The 26602-nt window shown below is 48.8% G+C and carries 14 protein-coding genes; 9 read left to right on the top strand and 5 right to left on the bottom strand.

What is annotated here, in order from left to right:
• Positions 1-91: 91 nt before the first annotated feature.
• The gene (aceB, locus tag GWO68_RS05425; protein ID WP_162345402.1) at positions 92-1690 is read right to left on the bottom strand and encodes a malate synthase A; all 1599 of its coding nucleotides are present in this window, start codon (positions 1688-1690) and stop codon (positions 92-94) included.
• A gap of 164 nt (positions 1691-1854) precedes the next feature.
• Between aceB and GWO68_RS05420 the strand changes: the two genes are divergently transcribed.
• The 3 genes from GWO68_RS05420 (at position 1855) to xseB (ending at position 5316) form a co-directional block, all read left to right on the top strand.
• Positions 1855-3339, top strand: coding sequence for a helix-turn-helix domain-containing protein (locus GWO68_RS05420; protein ID WP_162345401.1), 1485 nt, complete (start codon positions 1855-1857; stop codon positions 3337-3339).
• 152 nt (positions 3340-3491) lie between these two features.
• Positions 3492-5057: an exodeoxyribonuclease VII large subunit gene (gene xseA / locus GWO68_RS05415; protein ID WP_162345400.1), complete on the top strand. Its 1566-nt coding sequence runs from the start codon at positions 3492-3494 to the stop codon at positions 5055-5057.
• On the top strand, positions 5044-5316 hold the full coding sequence (xseB, locus tag GWO68_RS05410; protein WP_162345399.1) for an exodeoxyribonuclease VII small subunit: 273 nt from the start codon (positions 5044-5046) through the stop codon (positions 5314-5316). Before xseA ends, xseB begins: the two co-directional genes overlap by 14 nt.
• A gap of 705 nt (positions 5317-6021) precedes the next feature.
• Here xseB and GWO68_RS05405 read toward each other — a convergent pair.
• Complete coding sequence (locus GWO68_RS05405) at positions 6022-8238, bottom strand: bifunctional alpha,alpha-trehalose-phosphate synthase (UDP-forming)/trehalose-phosphatase (RefSeq protein ID WP_162345398.1); 2217 nt, start codon at positions 8236-8238, stop codon at positions 6022-6024.
• Between the two features lie 280 nt (positions 8239-8518).
• Between GWO68_RS05405 and GWO68_RS05400 the strand changes: the two genes are divergently transcribed.
• Together GWO68_RS05400 and GWO68_RS05395 are read left to right on the top strand one after the other, a co-directional pair.
• A complete protein-coding gene (locus GWO68_RS05400) occupies positions 8519-9592 on the top strand; it encodes a mechanosensitive ion channel family protein (RefSeq protein WP_162345397.1) in 1074 nt (357 codons plus the stop codon).
• A 32-nt stretch (positions 9593-9624) separates the two neighbouring features.
• Entirely contained in the window at positions 9625-10224 is a 600-nt protein-coding gene (locus GWO68_RS05395) for a DUF2179 domain-containing protein (RefSeq protein WP_162345396.1), read from the top strand.
• An 85-nt stretch (positions 10225-10309) separates the two neighbouring features.
• Here the strand turns inward: GWO68_RS05395 and glgB are convergent, their stop codons facing one another.
• Genes glgB through GWO68_RS05380 form a run of 3 tightly spaced genes read right to left on the bottom strand, consistent with a single transcriptional unit; the run spans position 10310 to position 17900 of the window.
• Positions 10310-12538, bottom strand: a complete 2229-nt coding sequence (gene glgB, locus GWO68_RS05390; RefSeq protein WP_162345395.1) for a 1,4-alpha-glucan branching protein GlgB — start codon at positions 12536-12538, stop codon at positions 10310-10312.
• Positions 12531-15863 carry a maltose alpha-D-glucosyltransferase gene (gene treS / locus GWO68_RS05385; protein ID WP_162345394.1) on the bottom strand — a complete coding sequence of 1111 codons (3333 nt, stop codon included), beginning with the start codon at positions 15861-15863 and terminating at the stop codon, positions 12531-12533. Before treS ends, glgB begins: the two co-directional genes overlap by 8 nt.
• 15 nt (positions 15864-15878) lie before the next feature.
• A complete protein-coding gene (locus GWO68_RS05380; protein WP_162345393.1) occupies positions 15879-17900 on the bottom strand; it encodes an alpha-1,4-glucan--maltose-1-phosphate maltosyltransferase in 2022 nt (673 codons plus the stop codon).
• 200 nt (positions 17901-18100) lie between these two features.
• On the opposite strand from GWO68_RS05380, the gene treZ reads away from it, so the two are divergent.
• From treZ to malQ, 4 genes are read left to right on the top strand one after another with little or no spacing between them, the layout of a single operon-like run.
• Positions 18101-19912, top strand: coding sequence for a malto-oligosyltrehalose trehalohydrolase (gene treZ / locus GWO68_RS05375; protein ID WP_162345392.1), 1812 nt, complete (start codon positions 18101-18103; stop codon positions 19910-19912).
• A gap of 2 nt (positions 19913-19914) precedes the next feature.
• The gene (locus tag GWO68_RS05370; RefSeq protein WP_162345391.1) at positions 19915-22314 is read left to right on the top strand and encodes a DUF3536 domain-containing protein; all 2400 of its coding nucleotides are present in this window, start codon (positions 19915-19917) and stop codon (positions 22312-22314) included.
• Between the two features lies 1 nt (position 22315).
• Positions 22316-25009, top strand: coding sequence for a malto-oligosyltrehalose synthase (gene treY, locus GWO68_RS05365; RefSeq protein ID WP_162345390.1), 2694 nt, complete (start codon positions 22316-22318; stop codon positions 25007-25009).
• Positions 25006-26529, top strand: coding sequence for a 4-alpha-glucanotransferase (malQ, locus tag GWO68_RS05360; protein WP_162345389.1), 1524 nt, complete (start codon positions 25006-25008; stop codon positions 26527-26529). Before treY ends, malQ begins: the two co-directional genes overlap by 4 nt.
• The last annotated feature ends 73 nt before the right edge of the window (positions 26530-26602 follow it).

The raw sequence follows: 26602 nt of genomic DNA, 5'->3' as shown, positions 1-26602 counted from the left end.
ATTAATGATAAGTGACCAAGGACTAATGATGAATGCGAAATGGCTACAAACAGCAATTCTTCATTACTCATTCGCCATTAATCATTATTAATTAATCCAGGTATTTGTAAGCTGGCAGGGTCAGAAACTCGACGAAGTATTTTGATAAGACCAATTCGGAGAACAACTGAGCAGCCTTCTCGAAATGACAATTCTTGAACATCACCAGGCCAATCTCTTCTTTTATGTTCGCGGTTTCTTCTTTAATAAGTTGCAGTACGCGCTCCTCGGTTATCTCCAGGCCATCTACCGTTCTGGTATTTTCGTGGTGTAGCCATTGCCATACCTGTGCCCGCGAAATTTCCGCAGTTGCAGCATCTTCCATCAGGTTATGAATAGCCGCCGCGCCTGTGCCGCACAACCAGTTGCCGATGTACATGATGCCAACATTTATATTCAGCCGCAGCCCCTGTTCGGTAATTCTACCATCCGGAATAGTAAAGTTGAGCAGGTCCTTTGCGGTAACCTGTACATCCTCTCGGAGCACCTCTTTCTGGTGCGGTTTATCACCTAATACATCATCGAAAGCAGCGCGGGCAACTTTAACCAGATCCGGGTGAGCAACCCAGGTTCCGTCGAAACCATTGGCTGCTTCAAAGGCTTTGTCTGCGGCTACTTTGGCAAAGGCTCTCTCGTTTATAGTTGGGTCGTGGCGGTTAGGTATAAAAGCGGCCATCCCGCCCATGGCATGCGCCCCGCGTTTGTGGCAGGTCTTTACCAGCAGATCAGTATAGGCTTTCATAAATGGCACCTGCATGGTCACGTCTGTTCTGTCCGGGAAAACGATTGTTGCATGCTTCCTGAATTTCTTGATCGCACTGAAAATGTAATCCCAGCGGCCGGCATTCAGCCCAACTATATGGTCACGTAGTTCATACAGGATCTCTTCCATCTCAAAAGCGGCTGTTATGGTTTCGATGAGCACGGTGCATTTTATAGTTCCGACAGGAATATCCAGCGCCTCCTGGGCGGCTACAAACACATCGTTCCAAAGCCGGGCTTCCAGGTGATTTTCCAGTTTAGGCAGGTAAAAGTAAGGCCCGGTTCCGCGCTCTAAAAGGGCTTTCGCGTTATGGTAAAAGTATAAACCGAAATCAAAAAGAGACCCTGAAACCGGGGTGTCACCGATCAAAACATGTTTTTCAGGCAGATGCCAGCCACGCGGGCGCACCATCAATACGGCCACTTTCTCGTTTAGCCGGTACGTTTTGCCGTTCTGTACTGTAAAATCAATGTCCCGGCGAATGGCATCGCGCAGGTTAAGTTGCCCGTGCAACAGGTTTTCCCAAGTTGGTGAAGTGGCATCTTCAAAGTCGGCCATAAACACATTGGCTCCGGAGTTCAGCGCATTGATCACCATCTTGCGGTCAACAGGGCCGGTAATTTCTACCCGGCGCAGCTGCAAGTCCTCCGGTATACTTCCCACTTTCCAGTCAGCTTTGCGGATGTCTTCGGTATCAGTCAGAAAACCCGGTAACTCACCAGCATCTATCCGTTGCTGTCTTGTTACTCTTTCTGCCAGCAACTCCAGCCTCTTAGCATTAAACCTGTCGTGCAGCATTTCCACAAATTCCAGGGCATCGGGTGTAAGTATTTTCTCAAAGGTTTCTGTCATCTTTCCTTTTACTTCGATCGTGCTTTCAGTAATCATGACTTTATAAGAATTTGATGGTGAGATACTTTTAAGGATTTTTAGAACTATACGGGCGTTTTAAAATTTTAGCGAATTTTCGCTAAAAATATTTTTACGCTTTTTTAGGAGTTATCCATTAAATCCTCGTATTTCACATCAGCGCCCAAACTATAACCCTTTACATGAAGCTGCAGGAAGACATTATCCGACTCATCCTCGGATTGAAAATTAAGCAACTGCGTATCGAAAAAGGCATCTCGCTGACCGACCTCGCGGCTGCCACCGAAATATCAGTATCGTACCTGAATGAGATCGAAAAAGGGAAGAAACACCCGAAGCCAAGTAAGATTGCAACTATAGCCGATGCCTTGGGCGTGAGTTATGATTCGTTGGTGTCGCTGCAGTTATCGAAGCGACTGCAACCGGTAGGTGAGTTGCTGCATTCCAATATCTTATCGGAGTTGCCGCTCGAGCATTTCGGGCTGGACCTGAGCCGGCTGGTAGATATATTTGCTACTGCCCCGGCCAAACTGAGCGCTTTTATTAAAACGTTACTTGAAATTTCCAGGGCTTTTGACCTGCGGGTAGAACAGTTCTATTTTTCTGCGCTGCGCTCGTACCAGGAACTGCACGAAAACTATTTTGAGGATATTGAATCGGAAGCGGAAACCTTTCTTACAACTCATGGCCTCGATCCTGAATTTACACCTACCCTGCCCCAGTTAAACGACTTGCTCCTGAATATCTATGGCATCGAAACTGAGCTGGCTACTTTTGACGAACAGCCTGCCCTTAAGCCCCTGCGCAGTGTTTTTATACCGGACCCATCGCCTAAACTGTTACTGAATGCTGCCTTAACAGAACAACAACAGGCTTTTGCCATGGCCCGCGAACTTGGCTTCCAACACCTGCAACTACAGTTGCGGCCTTATACATCTACCTGGGTTAAAGTGACTTCTTTTGAGGAAGTGCTCAACCATTTCAGGGCTTCGTACTTTGCCGGCGCCCTGCTGCTTAACCGCGACCGACTGGTGCAGGACTTGCAGCGTTTTTTTTCATTACCTACCTGGCAACCGGAGTTTTTGCTGCAACTGATGGATACCTACAAAACATCCCCGGAAACATTGCTGCACCGTATCACATCGCTGTTACCAAGGTTCTTTAACATCAAACAACTGTTCTTTCTAAGGTTTAACCACGAGCCGGGCACCCAGCATTATTCGCTTACCAAAGAGCTGCACCTGGCTGGTTTGCATAACCCGCACGCGTCGCTGCTGAACGAACACTATTGCCGCCGCTGGATCTCACTAACCTTGTTTAACGATTTTGCAACCATGCCGGGTGGTGGGCCTATAGTTGGGGCACAACGCTCCAATTACATCAACTCCGAAAACGAGTACCTGGTCATAGCGTTGGCAAATCCATCGGAGCGGGCATCTGAAACGGTAAGTATTGGTTTGCTTCTGAATGAGAATTTGCGCCGGAAAGTAAAATTTTTGCAGGACCCTGTCATACTGCACCGGATGGTAAACGAAACCTGCGAGCGCTGCCCTGCCCTGGACTGCCTGGAACGCGCCGCGCCACCGGTCATCCTTCAGAAACAGGAATGGCAACAGCAGGTAAACGAGGTATTAGCGCAACTTCAGCAACCTAAAACGCAACAATAAAACCAAACAAATTAGCAACCTTACAAGTATAGTTATAGTACTATATAAAGTCGCAGGAGCAAAAAATTTAAAAATTCCGGTATACTTACCTTACAACTATAAAATCAATTCGTAATTTGCTATTTATAGTAGAGTAACCCTTAATCCGGCTGATGTCCCAGTTATTTTTCCGGCAGACCACTGTTTACGAGGAGTTCCAGACTCCTCTGTCGCTCTTTGAGCTGCACCAGCAGATCAGGGAGGAACTGGAGATTTCGTTTCCGGACAGCTACTGGGTTGTAGCCGAGATAGCCCAGATTACTCCGGACCGGCGCAAAGGCCATTGCTATGTAACGCTGGTTGATAAAGGCGACGATGCCCGCAATGTGGTGGCCCAGGCTCGTGCTACCATCTGGAGCGCCCGGTTTTCGATGCTCAGCCGTTTTTTCGAGGATAAGACAGGTCAGCCGCTTAAAGCAGGATTAAAGATCCTTTTCCAGGCAACGGTGCGTTTTCATGAGCTGTATGGCTTGAGCCTAGATATCCAGAACATCGACCCAAACTATACCATCGGTGACCTTGCCCGCCAGCGACAGGAAACCCTGAAGCGACTGGAAGCAGAAGGATTACTGACTGCAAATAAAGAACTGGAACTGGAGGAAGTTCCGCAACGCCTGGCCGTAATTTCGTCGGCCACAGCGGCTGGTTACCAGGATTTTATTCATCAGTTGCAAAATAACGCGTACGGCTATAGTTTCCATACAACGCTTTTTCCGGCAACAGTGCAGGGCAACGACGCCCCCGCTTCTGTAAATAAAGCCATGGCCCTAATCGCAAACTATAAAGAGCGCTTTGATGCTATTGTTATTATTCGGGGTGGTGGTTCGCAAACCGATCTGAGCTGTTTTGATGACTATAGTATAGCTGCTTCGATTGGGAATGCCCCTTTGCCGGTGTTAACAGGTATTGGCCACGAGCGCGACGAAAGCATTGCCGACCTGGTAGCACACACCCGTTTAAAAACGCCAACAGCTGTAGCCACTTTCCTGATAGAACGTTTCCGTAGCTTTGAAGAATATACCGAAGGACTTTACGATAGCATCCGGATGTTTACAGCCCAGCAACTGAACCTGACAGAAGACAAACTGGAAAGGGTACGACTACGGATATCCAACACAACCAAAGATTTCTTACAGGAAGGTCGGGACTTGCTGGAAACATTATCGCGGGGATTACTGGTTAAACCAAAGGCTTTTCTGGATAGCCAGAAACATACGGTAAGTGACCTGGAACGTGATATTAGTGCATGTACCAAAGACCGGATGCATCAACGGGAGCGCTACCTGAGCGAGCTCGCCGTTTGCGTAGAAGGTAAGGCACAGCGCTACCTGCATATGAAGGAGCATGAGCTAAACACGCTCAGCCACTGTGTAGAGACCGAAGTAAAAGAGAATATAAAACTAAAAGAGATCAGTTTTACCAAACAAAGCAATAAGCTGGCATTTGCCACTGCCCGCAAACTGCAAACCGACGAGCACCGGCTTAAACTGATCGAAGCAAGCATAAAGGCCAATAACCCCGAAAAATTGTTGCTGCGCGGTTACACGCTTACGTTGGTTAACGGCAGGATCATAAAAAGCATAGCCCAGGTGCAGGACGGCGATGTAGTAGAAACCAGAATGAAAGACGGCACCATCCATAGTATAATCGTAAACAAAGAAGCCAATGACACCCTATAAAGATATCAGCACCATGACCTACCGCGAAGCAACGCAGGAGCTAGAAGAAATTCTGAGAGCGATTGAGAACGATGCGGTGGATGTGGATGAACTGACCCAGAAGGTACAGCGTTCGTCGCAGCTTATTAAACTCTGCAAAGACAAACTGCGCGCCGCCGAAAAAGCCATAGACCAGGTATTTAACGAAGAAAACTGCGAAGAGCCCGCCAAGCCTAAAAAGGTTGAAAGCAAGAACAGTGGTAGCGGAACGCTGTTTTAGGATTTTCCCCTGCCATCTCCTTTTAAGAGGGCACCTACCCTCAAAACAGGGGAAGTAGTTTCTGCTACATTTTCTTTTGTCATCCTGGAAGGATCTTGTGAGAAGATGCGTTAAGACTATACTATAACACACCCTACCCTCTCAAGAGGGGAATTTCTGCATTAGCTATAGTTAAAGTTACAGTTCTATAGTTGGCGGCATAATACGGACAGGTCGCGACCTGTCCCTACGAAACTATAACTATGATAAATCTCGAAGCGAGCAAGTTTAAACTATAGATAGTGGTCAATAGTAGAAAGATATCAGTCTTTGGGTTGAGCGCCTTTGACTTGTTGCGGTGCCGTCAGGCAATCCGAGGAACGAGGATAGCAAGAAGGCAGCAGCGCGATGCCCAAAGACGGGGCCTCCCGGCCGTGAGGGCACCAAAGTTAAGTTGAAACGATGGGTCAGTAAAGCTCCCAGGAAGATAGGGAATTTGAAAGGAAGACTTGTTTCATATTGCAGAAGTCTTCAACTATAAGCTGTGATAGATTTCGCACTTTGTTTGAAATGACAGAAGACTATAGGATATATAAGATTTCTCAACTTCGTTCTAAACGATATAGTAAAAACTATAAAAACCTAGGTTTTCACTGACCTTGATATGATAAGTTCAAATTCTATTAAAACACAAAAGCCACTTTGCAGTGGCTTTTGTGTTTTAATTCACCCCGTCATTTTAGCGTTGGGCGGCATCTCTCTTGATTCCTGTTTTATAAGTTTCGCTAACATCTCCCTTACTTCGCCAGGGCCATCTAAATGATACTTGGCGATAGAATACGCATTACCTGTTTTTATAGTATAGGCGTTACGTGGCATGGCTTTAAAAATTTCTTCATCGCCCCAGTCATCGCCAACGGCCAGCACAAACTCATGCGGATACATGTTCAGCCAATGACTGGTTGCCTTGCCTTTATTTACTTCCTGCGCTTTTATCTCCACCGCCATTTGCCCATCCAATACCTGCAGGTTACTGTTTGTCGCCAGGAAGTTCAGGTGGTTAACCAACTCGCGGGCACGCAGTTCGCCTAAGCCGGTTTCTACGCGGCGGTAGTGCCACACCAGCGAATATTCCTTTTCTTCGATAAAGGAGCCAGGTGTGCGGTCAACATATAGTTCCAAAATCAGGCGAATATCGCTTTTCCAGTCGTCCATCAGGCTCATCATGGTTTTCCAGCCTGCTCCACGTTGTTTAAGCCACACACCATGCTCGGCAACTATATCCAGGTTCAGGTGGCCCAGCCAATCTTCCATGTTTGCTTTTTCGCGGCTGCTAATGATTACAACTCTGTTTTTAGGATTAGCACTCAGGTTTTCGAGTAGTTCCAGCAGGTCTTCATCTGGGCGGGCCATCAGCGGCTTAGCTTTATAGTTGGTAAGTGCGCCATCGTACTCCAGGAAAATAAGTCGTGAGCTGGCCAATTCGTAAGAGTCGCTCATTTCCTGGAATGTAGCTTCGTCGAGGTAGCTGGTTTCCAAAGACATCTGCTTGATCTTCACATAAGAAAGGCGGTCCATAAACAGGCTTACCCAGTGGTGAATGTTATAGCGTTTCAAGGTATCCTGCATCACGGCCATGTGCATTTTCTGCTCTTCTTCCGGCATGGTCAGGGCTTCATGCAGCGCCTCAACCATCTTATTTATGTCATTTGGGTTTATAAGCAGCGCATCTGATAGTTCTTTAGAGGCCCCGGCCATTTCGCTGAGTATAAGCACCCCTTTCTGGTCTAGTTTACTGGCTACATACTCTTTACACACCAGGTTCATGCCGTCGCGCATCGGGGTTACCAGGGCTACATTAGCCATGCGGTAAAAAGCAGAAAGTACCTCCAGTGGCAACGATCTGTAAAAATATTGTATCGGGTTCCAGTTGATGTCGCTATACTTGCCATTGATGCGGCCAACCAGTTCGTCTACTTCTTCTTTCAGTTCTTTATACTTCTCCACGGCATCACGGCTTGGCACCACCAGCATCACCAGCGTTACCTTTCCATGAAACTCGGGGTAACGTTCCAGGAACATTTCAAAAGCCTGTAAACGCTGTGGTATTCCTTTAGAATAGTCTAGCCTGTCTATCGAGATGATGATATTTTCGGTACCAACGTTTTTACGATATTGCTCCTCCAGTTTCAGCACTTTTTCTGATGCCGCTACTTCCGAATACTTTTCATAGTCTATCCCCATCGGAAACGAATCGACGAGCAGGGAACGGGTTCCGGTATTTATCCAGCCATGCATGCCGCCGTAGCCAATCAGCCTGTTTACCGAACTCAGGAAGTGGCGCATATCGTCATAGGTATGGAAACCCACCAGGTCAGCGCCCAGCATCCCTTCCAGTATCTCTTTACGCCAGGGCAGCAGCCTGAACACCTCGTAACTCGGAAACGGAATGTGCTGAAAAAAACCTATAGTTGCATCGGGCAGTTTTTCGCGTAGCATAGATGGCAACAGCAACAGTTGGTAATCGTGTACCCAAATGGTATCGTTGGGGCTGGCATGTTTCAGTATCTCGTCGCAGTATTTCTGGTTTACCTCTACATAGGTGTCCCAAAGGTCCTGTTCGTAAATGGCGTACTGGCTGAAATAATGGAAAGTAGGCCAAAGTGTTTCGTTACTAAAGCCTTCGTAAAATTCTTTTACCTCGTTTTCTGTCAGAAAAACCGGGTACATGTTATCCTTCCGGATCTCTTCTATAACAGTTTTCTGCTTCTGTTCGTCCTCTATCACCATGCCGGGCCAGCCAATCCACAGGTTATCTTTCTTTTTATAGATAGAGCCCAAACCGGTCGCTAATCCTCCTTCACTGGGTGAGTATTTCAGTTTCCCGTCTTTCTCCTGTAGTTTAACCGGCAGGCGGTTAGATACGATAATCAGTTTTGCCATCTGAAAAAAGTAGTGTTTATAACTGGCAATTACGTTTAGTTTTTGTGGCTATAGTGCCAGATTTTACATTGTCGAATTTGATGAGAAAAAACACAAGTTTGCTCTTATATCCTTACGTAGGTATACGCGGTTACGTTGAGGCCTATATTAAGCTTTTGCTATAGTTACATAAAGAATAGGCAATAGCTTAAGATACCTGACAAATGATAACCCACAGGCACTTTAGCAAGTAACTATGCAGAAATATACCGGCATGTATGTCTGTACCAATGCTTAACCCATGGAAAGACTCCGATCTTTTATAGACCACCTCGATAACCTGGCCATTACCCTGATCATATTTGCTGTAAGCGTTTTGCTGGGCCTGCTCCTGAAGTACATGTTATTTAAGTTACTGAATCTGTATAACAGGTACTCTAACCCAAAGTTGGTAGCATCGCTTACAAAACACCTTAACCATCCGCTTACTTACTTTTTCCCGTTGCTTTTTATATCGATGGCATTGCCAACTGTTCCGTTATCAGAGAGCAGCATCCATTCGCTAAGACGTGTAATCGAGATCTTCAACATTATTGTATTTGCCTGGATACTGATAAAACTAGTGTCGGTGGTGCAGGATATAGTGCGGCACAAGTATGCTATCGATAAGCCGGATAATTTCAGGGAACGGAAGTTATACACGCAACTACAGTTTGTCCGGAAAATCACCATTATCCTCATCGTTTTTATAGGAAGCGCCATGGTTTTGTTACAGTTTGAGGCTGTAAAGGCGTTGGGTACCGGTTTGTTGACATCAGCAGGCATAGCTGGGGTGGTACTTGGTTTTGCGGCGCAACGCTCGCTGGCTAACCTACTGGCCGGTTTACAGATTGCGTTTACCCAACCCATCCGGATAGACGATGTGCTGGTAGTAGAGCAGGAATTTGGCCGCGTAGAAGAGATAACCTTAACCTATGTGGTGCTACGCCTCTGGGACAACCGCCGGCTTATCCTTCCGCTCAACTATTTTATCGAGAAGCCCTTCCAGAACTGGTCGCGCACCAGCACTGATATTTTAGCTACCGTTTATTTTTACACCGATTATGCAGTACCCGTAGAGGAACTCAGGAAAGAACTAAAACATATACTATCCGGGTCTGCGTTATGGAACGGCGAGGTAGCCGGCCTGCAGGTAACCGATGCGCAACACGACAATGTACAGCTTCGTGCGCTTTTCAGTGCCCGTAATTCCGGCGATGCCTGGGACCTGCGTTGTCTTGTCCGTGAAAAACTGCTTTACTTTATCCAGAAAAACTATCCTGAAGCGTTACCTAAACTACGGGCTTCTGTTTCAGGCAACAACATACCAAACTAAAACTATAGCCACCCGACGAAATTTAACTACAAATGAATTTATTCAGCGGATTAGACCCAACTATAACAGAGTGGGTAATTATTCCTTTATTGATCTTTTTTGCCCGCATCATGGACGTTACCCTGGGCACCCTACGCATCGTGTTCATTTCCAAAGGTGACAAAATGATCGCGCCTGCGCTTGGTTTCCTGGAAGTGCTGATCTGGCTGGTGGCCATAACACAAGTGATGCAGAACCTGAACAACGTAGCCTCTTACCTGGCCTGGGCCGGCGGCTTTGCTACTGGTAACTTTTTAGGGCTGCGCATTGAGCAGAAGCTGGCCCTGGGTCAAATGGTAGTGCGCGTTATTACTGTAGATTCTGCACAAAACCTGATAGAGCGGCTGAAAGGCCACGGCTATAGATTGACTTGTGTAGATGCCCGTGGCACCCGGGGCAAAGTAAACCTGCTGTTCATGATCGTGAAGCGCAAAAAGCTGAACCATGTGCTGGACATCATCCGGGAATACAATCCACAGGCATTTTATACCATTGAAGATGTGCGTTCGGTATCAGACTATAGTTTACCACAGGAAGAATCTAAAAGAGGATTGAGTTTACGCCGCCTCTTCCCCCTCCGGAATGGAAAATAATTGAAAGTTAGAAAGTTTGGAAGTTAAAAAGTTAGAAAGGTGTTTTTCACTCTCTATTATAAATAACTTCCAAACTTATACTTTTCTAACTTTTTAACTTAAAATATACCACTGCCAGTGGCGGTAACTTCAGGGTCAGGGAGTAATCCCGGCCGTGCGATGGCTCTTCTGCAGCCTGCAGCGTTTCTGGATTCTGCACGTTACTTCCGCCGAACTGCTCGTCATCAGAGTTGAAGAGTTGTACCCATTCGCCTTTGTGTGGCACGCCTAACCTATAGTTTTCATGTACTACCGGGGTAAAGTTGCAAACTATAAGCACGTCATTTTTGGGGTCATTGCCTTTCCGTAAAAAGCTGATCACGCTGTTATGCGAATCCTGAAAATCAACCCATTCAAAGCCGCTGCTGTCGAAGTTATGCTCGTATAGTGCCGGTTCTTGTTTATACAAATTGTTTAGGCGTTGTAACAGGCGTTGCATGCCACTATGGTAATGGTACTGCAGTAAGTGCCACTCCAGGCTGCTGTCGTGGTTCCATTCGGAGCTTTGGGCCAGCTCGCCGCCCATAAACAGGAGTTTTGTGCCCGGGTGTGCAAACATGTAACTATAAAGCATGCGCAGGTTGGCAAACTGCTGCCATTCATCGCCCGGCATCTTCCGGATGAGTGAGCCTTTGCCATGCACTACCTCGTCGTGCGAGAGCGGCAGCATAAACCGTTCGGAGAAAGCGTAAATAATGCTGAATGTGATTTCGCCCTGATGGTGTTTGCGGTAGATAGGGTCTTTAGAGAAGTAATCCAGCGTATCGTGCATCCAGCCCATCATCCACTTCATATTAAAGCCAAGGCCACCATCGTTTACCTTGCCTGTTACAGCAGGCCATGCCGTGGATTCTTCGGCTATAGTTTGCACATCCGGATACTTCTCATGCACGGCCTGGTTAAAGTCTTTTATCAGGGAGATGGCTTCCAGGTTTTCGCGCCCGCCGTGTTCGTTTGGTATCCACTCCCCTTCTTTACGGCTATAGTCTAAGTACAGCATCGAGGCCACCGCATCCACCCGCAATCCATCCACGTGGTATTTATCCAGCCAGAAAAGCGCATTGCTGATCAGGAAAGAACGTACTTCGTTGCGATCATAGTTAAAGATGTAGCTGTTCCAGTCGGGATGGTAACCTTTGCGCGGGTCGGCGTGCTCGTACAGGTGCGTGCCATCAAAGTAAGCCAACCCGTGCTCGTCAGACGGGAAGTGGGACGGAACCCAATCCAGAATTACACCTATGCCATGCTGGTGCAGCACATCGATCAGGTGCATGAGTTCCTGCGGGGAGCCATACACGCTGGCCGCAGCAAAATACCCGGTGATCTGGTAGCCCCAACTGCCCATAAACGGGTGGTGCATGACCGGCATGAACTCCACATGCGTAAAGCCCATTTCCTTTACATATTGCGGCAGCTCCTCGGCCAGTTCGTGGTAGGTCAGGGGCCGATTATTATCTTCCGGTCGTCGCCGCCAGGAGCCTAAATGTACTTCGTACACGCTCATGGGCTGCGCCTGCCCGGCTATAGTTTTGCGGTGTTCCATCCACTCGTGGTCCTGCCACTCATATTTCAGGTCGCTGATGCGCGAGGCGGTTTGTGGTGGTTTTTCGCGGGCGAACGCAAACGGGTCGCTCTTTTCTACGTGGTACAGGTGGTAATTCGATTTAATGTGGTACTTGTATAGTTCACCGCCTGTCAGATCCGGAATAAAACCTTCCCAGATACCAGAACCATCTTCCCGTACTTTTAAAGAATGGCTGTCGCGGTTCCAGTGGTTAAAGTCGCCGATAACCGTAACGCGTTCTGCATTAGGCGCCCAAACAGCAAAGTAAGTCCCTTTCTGCCCGGCATGCTCCATACAGTGCGCGCCCAACTTATCATACAAGGTAAAATGGCGGCCTTCCTTAAACAGGTAAACATCAAACTCTGAAAAACGGCTTATATCGTGGTAAACAGCCCGTTTCTCCTGCGGAACTATAGTTTGCGATTGTGCTATAGTTGTAGCGCCTGCTGCTTTTTTTGTAGCTCTTACCTTTGGCGCTGGCTTAAGATCAGTAGTCTCAACAGGTACTGCTTTGGTACGCGTCCTCTTTGGTTTTGCAGCAGCAGGTGTAGCTTCAGTATCAGGAACTATAGTTACTGGTGAACCCATTTCCGCAGCCAGGTCGGCCTTTTTAGGCCGACCGCGCTTTGCTGCTGGCTTTTCGCTACCTGCATCAGTTAATGGTGTCGTTAAGTTTGTTTCCGGTGCCTTCTCAAGTTTCTTCTTAGCCATTCTGATACTTTTTCATGATGTACTTAATGCCCCGGATCGGGATCAGCACCCAGTCCGGACGGTTATTCAGTTCATATCCGAGTTCGTAGATCGCTTTCTCCAGCAGGAAGGTTTCCATCAAAATTTCGAAGTCTTCCTCCTTATCAGGCACGATGCCGGTCCCCATGGTTTTATCGAGGTAGCAGTGCATAAAGAAGTTGCTGGCATAATGGTACCATTGTTCTGCCCATTCTTCCAGGTAGCCATCCTCTTTGCCAGCCGAATCCTGCTGAAACAGGGCATTGTAAGCTGCATAATGGAACGAGCGGATCATGCCGGCCACATCGCGCAACGGCGAACGCTTTAACCTGCGCTCACTGAACGAGCGTGCCGGTTCTCCTTCAAAATCGATAATAATGAAATCCTTACCTGTAAACAGAACCTGCCCGAGGTGATAATCGCCGTGCGTTCGTATTTTCAGGGTATCTATTTTGCGGGAGAAAATGCGTTTTAAGCGCTCCAGAATCTGGGCACGCATGTTCAGTACTTCTTCGGCTTCGACACGCACATTGTCCGGTAGCTTTGGTAAATGCTTGCGCAAACTATCGAAGTTGCTGCGCACCAGCGAGGTTAGCGACGAGTATAGAGAACGCTGGTAGTGCAGCGAGAAATCTTCCGGCGCAAAATCTTTTGAGTCTCGGATAGAAGCCAGTGCCAAGTGCATTTCTGCCGTTCTCAAACCCAGCAGTTCTATCCTGTTCACCGAGGCGCCGCCCAACTGCATTTGTACAGCCTCCGGCGTATCCGAAAAAGCAACCGGCCGCGACAACGTACCTATAGTTGGAGCCGTCTTTACACGCTCGCTCTGCGTTTCAATGCGCTCAAAGAAGCGTTTCAGCGAATCCTCCATATTCTCCCAGGCATCGCCCTGGTTAGGCACCAACTCCTGCAGCATAGCCAGCACCATCGGCGAACCTGTGTCCGATTGTTGCTCGATCATCCCCATAAAACTCGGAACCTGCGGAAAACCTACTCTATCCGTAAGCGCCTGCACTACTTCCACATCCGGGTTCAGTGCCCGATCTATTTTGCGGTAGATCTTCAGGAAAAACTGGCCGTCGTAAACTATAGATGTGTTGCTTTGCTCAGCACTCAGTATTTTAGATGACAGGTTACCGTTGTTCTCACGCAGCACATTGCTCACGCGCTGGTGACTATGGCCAACAAGCTCGCCCTGTCCTGCCCGTAGGCGGCGACGCCTGGCTATCAGGTGCAGCAGCATTTGCCGGAATTCCTCACTATACAAGGCATCGTATAAAATACCTTCCTGCCCGTTCAGGGTAACCCGCGCAATCACGCTCGCCGGATGATGACTGATCAGATCCTGCTCTAGTTCGCGGGGCATAAAGGCAACCGGCAACTGGTATAGTTCCGGCAAGCCTTCGTTATAGTTCACCTCTATCAGCAACCACGACACGCCCTGATTATTCAGCTGCAGCGGCATGTTGTCGATGATCTGCATGCGTTGAATGGTGCGCGCTTTGCCCCCAAACCAGCGCCTGTTCAGTATGTAAGGTGGCAGCACTTTAGCTTCGAGCTGTCGAACCACATTTTGCGGCAGGCGCTGGTGCAACGGTGCTATTTCCATTACGGAGCGCTGCATGTCCAGTACCTTTTGTGCCGATACTTCCTGTGGCTGTAACTCAAACCAGTAATAGCCGTGCCCGCCAATAGTAAACAGGTAGGAATCGTCTTTTATAGTCGGGAATTTATTCTTGCTGAATACTTCTCGTGGAGTATAGCCTTTAAACTCCTGCATGTCCAGTTCCACCGCCTCCGGGAAGCGCGACAGGTTGGCAATTACCAGGATGTTCTCGTCTTCATAAGAGCGGATAAAGGCAAGTACTTTAGAGTTTGAGGGATTCAGGAATTTTATGCTTCCACGACCAAAAGCCTTGTAACGCTTACGCATGTTTATGATGCGGCGCATCCACCATAGCAACGAGCTGCTGTTTTGCTCCTGCGTGTCAACGTTCACCGACTCATACTTATATTCCGGATCAATGATGACAGGCAGGTACAGTTTCTGCGGGTTGGCTTCCGAGAATCCGGCATTGCGGTCGTCGCTCCATTGCATTGGCGTACGCACGCCGTCTCGGTCGCCGAGGTAGAAGTTATCACCCATGCCGATCTCATCGCCATAGTATACCACTGGCGTTCCCTTCATCGAGAAGAGCAGCACGTTCATCAACTCAATCTTATTGCGGTCGTTGCCCAGCAGCGGCGCCAAACGGTGACGGATACCCAAGTTTATCTTAGCCAACGGATCGCGGGTGTAAACTTTGTACATGTAATCGCGCTCTTCATCGGTTACCATTTCCAGGGTAAGCTCGTCGTGGTTGCGCAGGAACATAGCCCACTGGCAGGTTTCAGGTATCTCCGGTGTCTGGTCAAAAATGTCGATGATCGGGTAACGATCTTCCATCTTCACCGACATAAACAAACGCGGCATGATCGGGAAGTGGTAGTTCATGTGGCACTCATCTCCATTGCCGAAGTACGATGCTGAATCTTCCGGCCACATGTTGGCTTCTGCCAGTAGCAGTTTTCCAGTATATTTCTGATCTACGTGGGCGCGCAGCTTTTTCAGGAAGTCGTGCGTTTCAGGCAGGTTCTCGCCGTTGGTCCCTTCGCGCTCAAACAGGTAAGGCACAGCATCCAGACGGAACCCATCCACGCCTAAATCCAGCCAGTAATCCAGCATCTTGAACACTTCCTTCTGCACAGCAGGGTTATCGTAGTTCAGGTCGGGCTGGTGATGGAAGAAACGGTGCCAGTAGTATTGCTTGGCTACGGGGTCCCAGGTCCAGTTGCTTGGCTCATAGTCGGTAAAGATAATGCGGACATCCTTGTACTTGGTCGGGTCGTCGGACCACACGTAAAAATCGCGGTGGTTAGAGCCCGGTTTGGCATGGCGGGCGCGCTGGAACCACGGGTGCTGATCCGAAGTATGGTTGATGACAAGTTCTGTAATTACTTTCAGGCCGCGGCGGTGCGCTTCTTTCACAAAAAGCTTAAAGTCGCGCATGTCGCCATAGTTCGGGTTTATGCTATAGTAGTCGGCAATATCATAGCCATCGTCGCGCAGCGGAGACGGGTAAAAAGGCAGCAGCCAGATGGCTGTAACTCCCAGGCTTTCCAGGTAGTCCAGCTTCTGCATCAGCCCTTTAAAATCGCCTATGCCATCGCCGTTGCCATCTTTAAAGGCTTTGATGTGCAGCTCATAAATAATGGCGTCCTTGTACCAGTGAATGTTATCGTCTAATAGCTCTTTGTCCGCAGCCATAGTGTAGTTTTATTTTTATTCGTGGGTGGTATGTTCAGTCGGGAGCCAGGTATCGTCTAAATTATTGTGGCCCATTCCGGTATTAGCTTCTTCTATACGGAAAACATGCACCGGCATCTCATGCGGCCGTAGTTCTACGTAATTCCATTCGTTTTGCCAGGTATACTTGTGCTCCGTCAGCAGGTCGTGCACCATGTATTGCTCTCCTTCCGGTAACTGTAGTTCGCGTATCGGCACCTGTACCCAACCCGATTGCGTGTTGTACGGGTCCATGTTGGCAACAACTATAATCTTGTTCCGTTTGGCGCTGTCCCATTTGGCAAAGCATAGTAACTGCGGGTTATCGGTATCTCCGAAAGCAATGTTCCAGGTGGTTTGCAGGGCCGGGTTTACCTTGCGTATTTTGTTGATGAGCGTGATGACTTCTGAAACCTTGGTCTTCTTGCCCCAGTCCCAGTGCTTCACTTCATACTTCTCAGAGTCGATGTATTCTTCCTTACCCGGATATGGCGTGCCCATCGAGAATTCGTATACTGGGCCATACAAGCCATAGTTGGATGATAGCGTAGCTGCCAGCACAACGCGCATAATGTGCGCTGGCTCCCCGCCATGTTGCAGCACTTCCGGCAAAATATCGGGGGTATTCGGCCAGAAGTTCGGGCGGTAGTATTCGCGCATTTCGGTTTTGGTAAGCTCGGTCATGTACTCGCGTATTTCCTGCGGGTTGTTGCGCCAGGTAAAGTAGGTATAGGATTGCGTGAAGCCGATCTTACCCAGTCTTTCCATAACGCGCGGACGTGTAAAGGCTTCGGCCAGGAAAATAACCTGCGGATGTTTTGCCCGCACTTCCCGGATCATCCACTCCCAGAAACCAAAAGTCTTGGTATGCGGATTGTCTACCCGGAAAATATAAACGCCCTGCTCTATCCAGTGCAAAACTATAGATTTAAGCTCCTGCCACAGGTTTTGCCAGTCTTCGGTTTCAAAGTTTACAGGCAGCACATCCTGGTATTTTTTTGGTGGATTCTCAGCGTACTGCACGGTGCCATCCGGTCGCCATTTAAACCACTGCGGATGCGTTTTTACATAGGGATGGTCGGGTGAACACTGGATGGCAAAATCAAGCGCTACTTCTATGCCGTGGCTGCGTGCTTCGTGTACAAAGTGCCGGAATTCATCCAGCGTACCCAGTTCAGGAAGTATGGATTTATGTCCGCCCTCCTCGGCGCCAATGGCCCACGGCGACCCTGGCTCACCCCGCTCTGCTGTAACAGAGTTATTTTTACCTTTCCGGAAAGCGCGGCCTATCGGGTGAATGGGTGGCAGGTAGATGGTATCGAAACCCATTTCGGCGATGCGGGGCAACAGCCTGATACAATCCTGAAAAGTACCATGGCGGTTGGCTTCCTGCGCTGCCGACCGAGGAAAAAATTCGTACCAGGTGCTGAACAGTGCCTTCTGGCGCTCCACATCAACCCGCAGAATTTTAGAATACCAGGTCACATTCCCCCGCTCACAGCAGGCATTCATCTGGTCGGTTACATCGTGGCTTGTTGCCAGCTCTACTCCATCTGCCGCCGATATATTGCCACGCAGCTGTTGCGCCCATTTGTGCAACCGTTTTTGCTGACCGGCTTTGGCGGTAGCAGCAGCTTCTTCCATTAACTGTGCCCCAATCTGCAGCTCTACGGTTATGTCCTTGTTGGCCTCAAATTTCTTGCGCAGTCCCTTTTGCCAGGTATAAAAATGGTCTATCCAGCCTTGCAAGGTATACTCGTACATGCCCATCGCATCAGGTACAAAAGCGGCCTGCCAGTGGTCGTTACCCAGGAACTTCATGGGCACTTCATTCCATTTTTTACTTCGGCTGTGGCGATAAAGCAGTACCGCTTTTACCTCGTCGTGGCCGTCTCCAAATATATCTGCTGTTACCTTCAGCTCTTCGCCTACCACCCGCTTTACCGGGTACTGGCCACAATTAAGTTCAGGTTTTACATTTTCAATGATGACTCTGTGAGTTCCGTCAAGTCCTTCCATGTATCGTGTATGCTTTGGTCTGTAGTTACTTGCCACCTGCACATCGGGTTACAGGTAAGTTTATAACATACGGTTAAGTTTCGGTAACGATATGCAGGAGGCGGCAGCAGTTCGGTCAGCTATAGTTTGCTTTCACTAAAAAGCTATAACCTTAGCGCCTCAGGCACAGTTAATCCTGCTTAGTATACTTAAGCTGATGTATGGGAATAACCAGAGAGATAGGCGCACATTATGTACCCGAAACGGGCACTACATTTACGGTTTGGGCACCGGAAGCAGAAAAGGTAGATGTTGTAATACACGGAGAGAAAAAGCAAACTATAGCCATGCAACGCGAAGCTTTCGGCTACTGGGTAGGCCTGGTTGAGGCTGCTAAACCCAGCACCCGCTATAGTTTTAGACTGGACAAAGAAAAAGAATTACCCGACCCGGCCTCCATGTCGCAGCCCGATGGGGTGCACGAACCTTCAGAAGTCATCGACCCAAACTATAGCTGGACCGACCAGCACTGGAAAAACCTGCCTCTGGAAGAATACATTGTGTACGAGCTGCACGTGGGCACTTTTTCAGAAGAAGGCACTTTTGAAGGCATCATTAACAAACTACCTGAATTACTGGATTTAGGCATAACCGCTATAGAGCTCATGCCGATTGCGCAGTTCCCGGGCAGCCGTAACTGGGGCTACGATGGCGTTTACCCCTTTGCTGCGCAGAATAGTTATGGCGGCGTGGAAGGACTTAAAAAATTAGTGGATGCCTGCCACCAGGCTGGTATGGCAGTGGTGCTGGATGTAGTCTATAACCACCTTGGTCCGGAAGGAAATTACCTGAATGAGTTTGGCCCCTACTTTACTGAAAAATATAACACACCCTGGGGTGCTGCCCTGAACTTCGACGACGCGCATTCTGACCATGTGCGTAACTTCTTTTTCCAGAATGCACTGATGTGGCTGCGCGATTTCCATATAGATGCGCTGCGCCTGGATGCCGTGCATGCGATACTGGACACCGGCGCCAAACACTTTTTGCAGGAACTACAGGAGCACGTAGATCACCTGGCAGAGCAGCAAAACAGACCTTTCTATTTAATTGCTGAAAGCGACCTGAACGATGTGCGCCTGATAAACCCTATAGAACAGGGTGGGTATGGCCTGGTGGCGCAGTGGATGGACGATTACCATCACGCCATACACACCATGGTTACCGGCGAAACGGAAGGATATTACGCAGATTTCGGAAAACCGGAGCACTTAGTAAAAACCCTGAAGCACTCGTTTATTTACAACGGTATTTATTCTGAAAACCGCAAACGTACCGTTGGTTCTGACGCTACTGCTAACCCGGCAAAGCAATTTGTAGTTTGCTCCCAGAACCACGATCAGGTAGGCAACCGCATGTTGGGCGAGCGCCTGACGCAACTGGTCTCGTTTAAAATGCTGAAACCGATAGCAGCGCTGGTTATACTTTCGCCTTACACTCCTATGTTGTTTATGGGAGAAGAATACGGTGAAGAAAACCCTTTCCAGTTTTTTGTAAGCCACACCGATAAGGACCTGGTAGAAGCGGTACGCAAAGGCCGAAAAGAAGAATTTAAAACCTTTGCCTGGCAGGGAGAAGCACCGGACCCACAATCAGAAGAGACCTTTAACAACTCTAAACTACAGCACAATTATAAAAACAGCGAAAAGCATTACCGGCTTCGTGAGTTTTACAAATCCCTCATTCAACTCCGGAAAACTATAGTTCAGAAGTTAAGCAAAGAGCACCTCGAAGCTACACTAAATGAAGATGAAACGGTGTTGCAGTTTACCCATAAAGCGGCTGGTTTAGGATGTATGATCAACTTTAGCAAAGAGCCACAAACTATAGAACCGGAAGGTAAAGAATGGGAAGTTGTGCTAAATTCTGCGGACGAAAAGTGGGGCGGACCAGGCATAGAAAGCAGTAACTATAGTTCCGGCAGCTTCGCACTCCAACCCGAGTCTGTTATAATTATTCAGGCAAACGCGTAAGTATGGAAAAATACATTTGCATACATGGTCACTTTTACCAGCCGCCGCGCGAAAACCCCTGGCTTAACGAAGTAGAGATGCAGGAATCGGCGGCGCCTTACCACGACTGGAACGAACGCATTACCGACGAATGCTATGCCCGCAACTCCGCATCCCGCATCCTGGACAACGACGGAACTATAGTTGACATTCTGAACAATTATGCCTGGATGAGCTTTAATTTCGGGCCAACGCTGCTGGAATGGATGGAGAAAAAAGCACCGGAAACCTACCAGGCGATACTTGCAGCCGACAAAGAAAGCCAGCAGCGATTTTCGGGGCACGGCTCGGCGCTGGCGCAAGTTTACAACCACATGATCATGCCGCTGGCCAACGAGCGTGACAAGCACACGCAGGTTATCTGGGGCATTTACGATTTCAAGAAGCGCTTCGGCCGCGACCCGGAAGGCATGTGGCTCGGCGAAACTGCTGCCGATACGCCAACCCTGGAAGTGCTGGCTGATCATGGCATCAAATTCACCATTCTGTCGCCGTACCAGGCTAAGAGTTATCGCAAAATTGGGGAAACAAACTGGCACGATGCTACCAACGCGCAGATCAACCCAAACCGGCCATACCTGGTTAACCTGCCATCAGGCAAAGCTATAGTTGTATTCTTTTACCAGGCACCTATCTCGCAGGGTGTGGCTTTTGAAGGCTTGCTGCATAACGGCGAAAAATTCACAAACAGATTACTGAGCGCCTTAGATAACTATACCCCCGAGCCACAACTGCTGCACATAGCAACAGATGGCGAAACATATGGGCATCACCACCGCTTCGGCGAAATGGCCCTGTCCTACACCCTGCACCATCTCTACCACGACCATCACGTCAACCTTACCATTTACGGGGAATACCTGGAAAAATATCCGCCACAATACGAAGCGCAGATCATCGAAAAAAGCTCGTGGAGCTGCTTTCATGGGGTAGAGCGCTGGCAAAGCGACTGTGGCTGCAACACCGGCGGCAACCCTACCTGGAACCAGAAATGGCGCAAACCGTTACGAGCAGCATTCGACTGGCTGCGCGATGAACTGGAGCCACTATATACTTTGCAGATGCAGCAACTGGGCGCTGATCCGTGGCGGTGTCGTAACGATTATATCCAGGTTATTTCAGACCGGTCAGAAGAAAATGTGCAGCGCTTTATAGTTGATCATTGTAACCGGGAGCTACCTATAGATGAGCAGCGCACCTTCCTGAAATTGCTGGAGATGCAGTACCATGCCATGCTGATGTATACCAGTTGCGGATGGTTTTTTGATGAAGTAACCGGCATCGAGACTATGCAGGATATTTTATATGCCGCGCGTGCCCTGCAGCTTGCCGAAAGCATCAGCGGGCAGAACTACGAAACAACTTTCCTGGAATACCTGGCAAAGGCCGAAAGCAACAAAAAAGAGTATAAGAACGCTGCCGAAGCCTACCGTGCTATTGCCAAAACCACCATGCTCGATCTGCTGCGGGTAGGCGCCCATTATGCCGTTTCATCCCTCTTCTCAGACTATACCCAAGAAAGCAGACTATACTGTTACAACGTAAAATCAGAAAAACACCAGGTTGCAGAAGCTGGCAGGCAGAAACTGGCCGTAGGCCGGGCACGTATCCGGTCTGCCATAACCTGGGATGAAACTATAGTTTCGTATGGGGTGCTGCATATCGGCGATCATCAGTTACTGGGTGGCGTCCGCGAGTTCAGGGGCGATGATGCGTTTGAAACTCTGTACAACGAAATGGCAGATGCTTTTAAGAAAGGAATGATCAGTGAAGTGATCATGCTGTTGGACAAGCATTTCGAGTCGCATAACTACTCTTTCTGGCACCTGTTCCGTGATGATCAGAATAAGATACTGAACGAGGTTTTAAGCCATACAATGCTCGCCATTGAAGGAGATTTTGAGCAGGTATACTATAACAATTACCCGTTGATGGCGGCCATGCATACCTTAAATGTAAAGCTCCCGCGTCCGCTGCAGGTAATTGTAGAATATACCCTGAACAAAAAAATGCTGGAAGAACTGGCCTCGGATGTGCCAGACCTGGAAGAGATGAAGCGCCTGAGTGACCAAGCCGAACGCATGCAGCTGAAACTGGAGCTCGAACCCATTACGTTCGCTATTTCTAAGCGGGTAGACCGGTTTATGCAGCAACTCGAAAAGCAACCCGATAACCTGGAACAGATGCAGCTGCTCAACAAACTGCTAACAGCACTACAGGCAACCACCCTGAAGCCTGATTTCTGGCATGCCCAGAACATTGCTTACCGCATGAAGCAGCAACTATACACCCATCAACCACCCGGCTCCGAATGGGGCAAACAATTCATCGCTCTATACGACAACCTAAACATGAAAGCATAACATGACTTATATACCACTAGCCACATACCGCCTGCAGCTCTCGCCAAAGCTTAAATTAACCGAAGTAAAACAGCTGATTCCGTACCTGCACGACCTGGGCATCAGCACCATTTACGCTGCCCCTTTTTTCACCGCCGCACCCGGCAGCGAACATGGCTACGATGTAGTGAATCCGCACCAGATAAACCCCGAGATCGGAACGCTGGATGAGTTGGAAGATATTGCTGAAGAGCTGCGCAAACGCAACATGGGCTGGCTGCAGGACATCGTGCCTAACCACATGGCCTACCACCCCACCAACGTGTGGCTGATGGATGTGCTGGAGAAAGGCCAGAAATCAAACTTCTATAGTTTCTTCGATATCAACTTTACGCACCCAGAATTTGAAGGAAAAGTGATGGTGCCGTTCCTGGGCGAGCCACTGGAGAAGGTTCTGGAGCAGAGTCAGCTAAAACTCACCTATGATGAGACCGGCTTCCACATCGCTTATTTTGATAATGTGTACCCGGCAAGTATAAACTCCTACCCTTACCTGCTGCAGAAACTGGCTGATGCTTCCGGAGACCAAACTATAAAAAAACACCAGCAGCACTTAGAGCAAACTATAGCTTCGGATAAAATAGACATTGCCCGCTGGCAACAGGCAAAGCAGGCGTTACATTCAACTATAAACAATAGCGCTGCGCTGGAGAAACTGCTGGAAAAGATAAACGCAGATCAGAAGCAGTTACAGGAGCTGCTCGACCTGCAGTTCTTTAAACTATGTTTCTGGCAGGAGTCCCAGCAGAAGATGAATTACCGTCGTTTTTTTACGGTAAACGACCTGATCTGCCTGAGCATTGAGAAGCCGGAAGTTTTTGAAAAGTACCACCAGTTTATCAAGCAGCTTTGCCACCAGGGGTTGGTGCAGGGCCTGCGCGTAGACCACGTTGATGGCCTTTTTGATCCGGATAAATACCTACAGCAACTCCGTGAAATGGCCGGCGATGAAAAGTACATTGTGGTAGAAAAAATTCTGGAAGGCGAAGAAGTGATACCCGATTACTGGCCGATACAAGGCAACTCCGGCTACGACTTTTTAGCGTGGGTGAGCAATGTGATGACTGACCCGGAAGGCAAAGAAAAGCTGACCGAAGTATACCAGCGCGTAGTACCCACTGCCACTACAGATTACGAAAAACTAGTATTCGATAAAAAGCTATTTATACTGGAAAAACGCATGCAGGGCGAGCTACAGAACCTGTTGCGCCTGCTGCAACACCTGCAGATCGTGCCCGAAGCCTACGAAGAAACATGGTACCATGCATTGGCGGTATGGCTGGCCTCTTTCCCGGTTTACCGCGTTTACGGCAACAGCTTCCCGCTGCCGGAAGTAGCCCATGAAGTAATTGAGAAAGCATATACTACTGCACTGGAAAAAGCTCCTGAAAGACAGGAACAACTGGAAGCGTTGCGCAAAGTATATCAACCTGACCTGACTGAGCCTGAAGATGTGTTGCGAGACAAATTATACTTTGTGATGCGGAGTCAGCAGTTTACAGGTCCGTTGGCAGCCAAGGGTGTGGAAGACACTACTTTTTACAACTATAACCGCCTGCTCTCGCTCAACGAAGTAGGTAACAGCCCGGAGATCTTTCACCTGCCATCGGAGCGTTTCCACGAGCACATGCAGCGCCGGCAGCAACACTTTCCGCACTCCATTAACGGCACCGCCACCCACGACACCAAACGCGGCGAAGATGCCCGCATGCGCATCAATGTCATCAGCGAACTGCCCGAAGAATGGGAACAGAACGTGCAGCAATGGATTGATTTTGCCGTGGAAGTAGCGCCCGGTATGGTGCCGCGCCGCAACGACCTGTACTTTATTTTCCAGGCGCTGCTGGGAGTAATGCCGATGGATGAAACTATAGACGATGCCCTGATTGAGCGGGTACAGGAATACATTACCAAAGCCCTGCGCGAAACCAAAGCCCGCACCAACTGGACCAACCCGAACGAGGAATACGAAGAAGCTACGAAAGAACTTGCCCAGAAACTGCTCAAAAGCAAGCGCTTTCTGGATATTTTCCTGCCGTTCTTCCGCAAGCTGTCGCACTACGGCTGGCTCTATAGTTTAAACCAGTTGCTGCTCAAACTTACCTGCCCCGGCGTACCTGATGTTTACCAAGGTTGCGAGTTCTGGGACCTGAGTTTGGTAGACCCCGATAACCGCCGGAAAGTAGACTATAGTTTGCGTCAGAGTTCACTGGATAAGCTACAGGCTGCTGCTACCGGCGACCAGGCAGAACTACACCAGCAACTGCTACAACAACCGGAAAATGGGCAGGTAAAACTATACCTGCTGTTCAGAACCCTTGCAGTGCGCAACAACTTCCGCGAAGTATTTGAACAGGGCGAATATTTGCCAATGAAAGCGACTGGAAAGTGTAAAAACCACGTGCTGGCCTTCGCACGAAAGCACAAAGATCAATGGGCTATAGTTGTTGTGCCGCTGCTGCTAACAAAACTGACCGGTGAGAAAGACTTACCCTTAGGCGAGCAGGTTTGGAGTGATACCGAACTCGTGTTACCGGATGGAGCGCCGCAGCAATGGCAGAACGAACTGGGCAATAAGCAGCTCAGCGGCAAACTGACTTTAGCTACCCTAACTGAAACATTCCCTGTTGTACTTTTAACCGGAACAAACGCATGATCTTACCACATCGCAGCTGCGGCATTTTACTGCACATCACCTCGCTGCCATCCAAATACGGCATCGGCGATCTGGGCCCGGAAGCTTACAAATTTGCCGACCAATTAGAAGCAGCCGGGCAGCGCTACTGGCAAATACTCCCACTAAACCCAACCGAAACCGGCATGGGTAACTCACCCTACAGCAGCCACTCTGCTTTTGCCGGTAATCCGTTGCTGCTAAGCCCCGATTTGCTTTTAGAAGATGGCCTGCTCACCAAAAAAGACCTGAAGCACAACTATAAGTTCTCCGATTCCCGGGTAAATTACGAGGCGGCAACAGCTTTCAAAAAAGAGATCTGGCAAAGGACATTTACCAACTATAAAACCAGCACCCCTGCAACTATAAGGCAGGAGTTTGAGGCTTTTCAGGAAGAGCACCACTTCTGGCTGCAGGACTATAGTTACTTTGTAGTTTTCCAGCGGCACCACGAGCAGAAACCCTGGATAGAATGGGATGAGGCCATAAAACGACGTAAAAAGGAAGCTTTAAAGCAGCTGGGCTCTGTACTGGCCGACGAGATAGAGAAAGAGCAGTTCCTGCAGTTCCTGTTTTTCAGGCAGTGGCAAAACCTGGTAACCTACTGCGCCTCAAAAATGATAAAGCTGATTGGCGATATGCCGTTCTATGTCAGTTTCGACAGCGCCGATGTCTGGACAAACCCCACGTACTTTAAGCTGGATAAAGACGAAAAACCAAGCGCTGTTTCAGGGGTGCCGCCCGACTTTTTCAGCGAAACGGGGCAGTTGTGGGGTACGCCGGTTTATAACTGGGATGTGCTGGCCAAACATGGGTTTGACTGGTGGATACGCCGGATAGACCATAACCTGAAACTGTTTGGCCTGCTACGCCTCGACCATTTCAGGGCTTTTTCGGCTTACTGGGAAGTGCCTGCCACCGATAACACTGCCATAAACGGGAAATGGGTAAATTCGCCGGGTTTTGAGCTGCTCACCCTCATCAGGCAACACCACCGCGACATGCCTATTATTGCCGAAGACCTGGGCGACATTGACCAACCTGTTAAAGACCTGATAAAAGATTTTGATTTGCCTGGTATGCTGGTGTTGCTGTTTGCATTTGAGGTAAGCGAGCATGCGTTCGATAGTTCTTTTTTGCCACATAACCACACCCCAAACAGCCTGGTTTATACCGGCACCCACGATAACACCACCGTTCGTGCGTGGTTTCAGCAGGCAGTTCCGGCATCCCGGCGAATGCTGAGCAACTATAGTTTTCGGCAGGTTACCAGTAGCAATGTGCATGAAGTTATGATCCGGTTGGCATATGCCTCGGTAGCGCAGCTGGCTATAGTTCCGATGCAGGATGTGCTAGGCTTAGGCGCCGAAGCCACCATGAACAAACCATCCACGGCAAGCGGTAACTGGGAGTGGCGACTGCGTAAAAATCAGTTTACAGCCAAACATATAAAGTGGCTGAATGCGCTGGCAGAACTGTACGGCCGCAAGCGGGAACTATAGCTATAACAATACAAGCAGCAGAAATCAGTTTGTAATGTTGCAAGTTTATGGTATTTTAGGAGTGCCGGCGGGT

This window comes from Pontibacter fetidus (assembly GCF_010119545.1).
Classification (GTDB): Bacteria; Bacteroidota; Bacteroidia; order Cytophagales; family Hymenobacteraceae; genus Pontibacter; species Pontibacter fetidus.
Note: the sequence above shows the minus strand (reverse complement) of the source record. Positions and strands in the feature narration are given on the sequence as shown.

What these genes read in the sequence shown, in the direction of transcription:
- GWO68_RS05400 (WP_162345397.1), top strand. Translation starts at nt 8,519, where the DNA reads ATGGAAAGACTCCGATCTTTTATAGACCACCTCGATAACCTGGCCATT.
- GWO68_RS05395 (WP_162345396.1), top strand. Translation starts at nt 9,625, where the DNA reads ATGAATTTATTCAGCGGATTAGACCCAACTATAACAGAGTGGGTAATT.
- treZ (WP_162345392.1), top strand. Translation starts at nt 18,101, where the DNA reads ATGGGAATAACCAGAGAGATAGGCGCACATTATGTACCCGAAACGGGC.
- glgB (WP_162345395.1), bottom strand. Translation starts at nt 12,538, where the DNA reads ATGGCTAAGAAGAAACTTGAGAAGGCACCGGAAACAAACTTAACGACA.
- malQ (WP_162345389.1), top strand. Translation starts at nt 25,006, where the DNA reads ATGATCTTACCACATCGCAGCTGCGGCATTTTACTGCACATCACCTCG.
- GWO68_RS05420 (WP_162345401.1), top strand. Translation starts at nt 1,855, where the DNA reads ATGAAGCTGCAGGAAGACATTATCCGACTCATCCTCGGATTGAAAATT.
- xseB (WP_162345399.1), top strand. Translation starts at nt 5,044, where the DNA reads ATGACACCCTATAAAGATATCAGCACCATGACCTACCGCGAAGCAACG.
- GWO68_RS05405 (WP_162345398.1), bottom strand. Translation starts at nt 8,238, where the DNA reads ATGGCAAAACTGATTATCGTATCTAACCGCCTGCCGGTTAAACTACAG.
- GWO68_RS05380 (WP_162345393.1), bottom strand. Translation starts at nt 17,900, where the DNA reads ATGGAAGGACTTGACGGAACTCACAGAGTCATCATTGAAAATGTAAAA.
- treY (WP_162345390.1), top strand. Translation starts at nt 22,316, where the DNA reads ATGACTTATATACCACTAGCCACATACCGCCTGCAGCTCTCGCCAAAG.
- xseA (WP_162345400.1), top strand. Translation starts at nt 3,492, where the DNA reads ATGTCCCAGTTATTTTTCCGGCAGACCACTGTTTACGAGGAGTTCCAG.
- aceB (WP_162345402.1), bottom strand. Translation starts at nt 1,690, where the DNA reads ATGATTACTGAAAGCACGATCGAAGTAAAAGGAAAGATGACAGAAACC.
- treS (WP_162345394.1), bottom strand. Translation starts at nt 15,863, where the DNA reads ATGGCTGCGGACAAAGAGCTATTAGACGATAACATTCACTGGTACAAG.
- GWO68_RS05370 (WP_162345391.1), top strand. Translation starts at nt 19,915, where the DNA reads ATGGAAAAATACATTTGCATACATGGTCACTTTTACCAGCCGCCGCGC.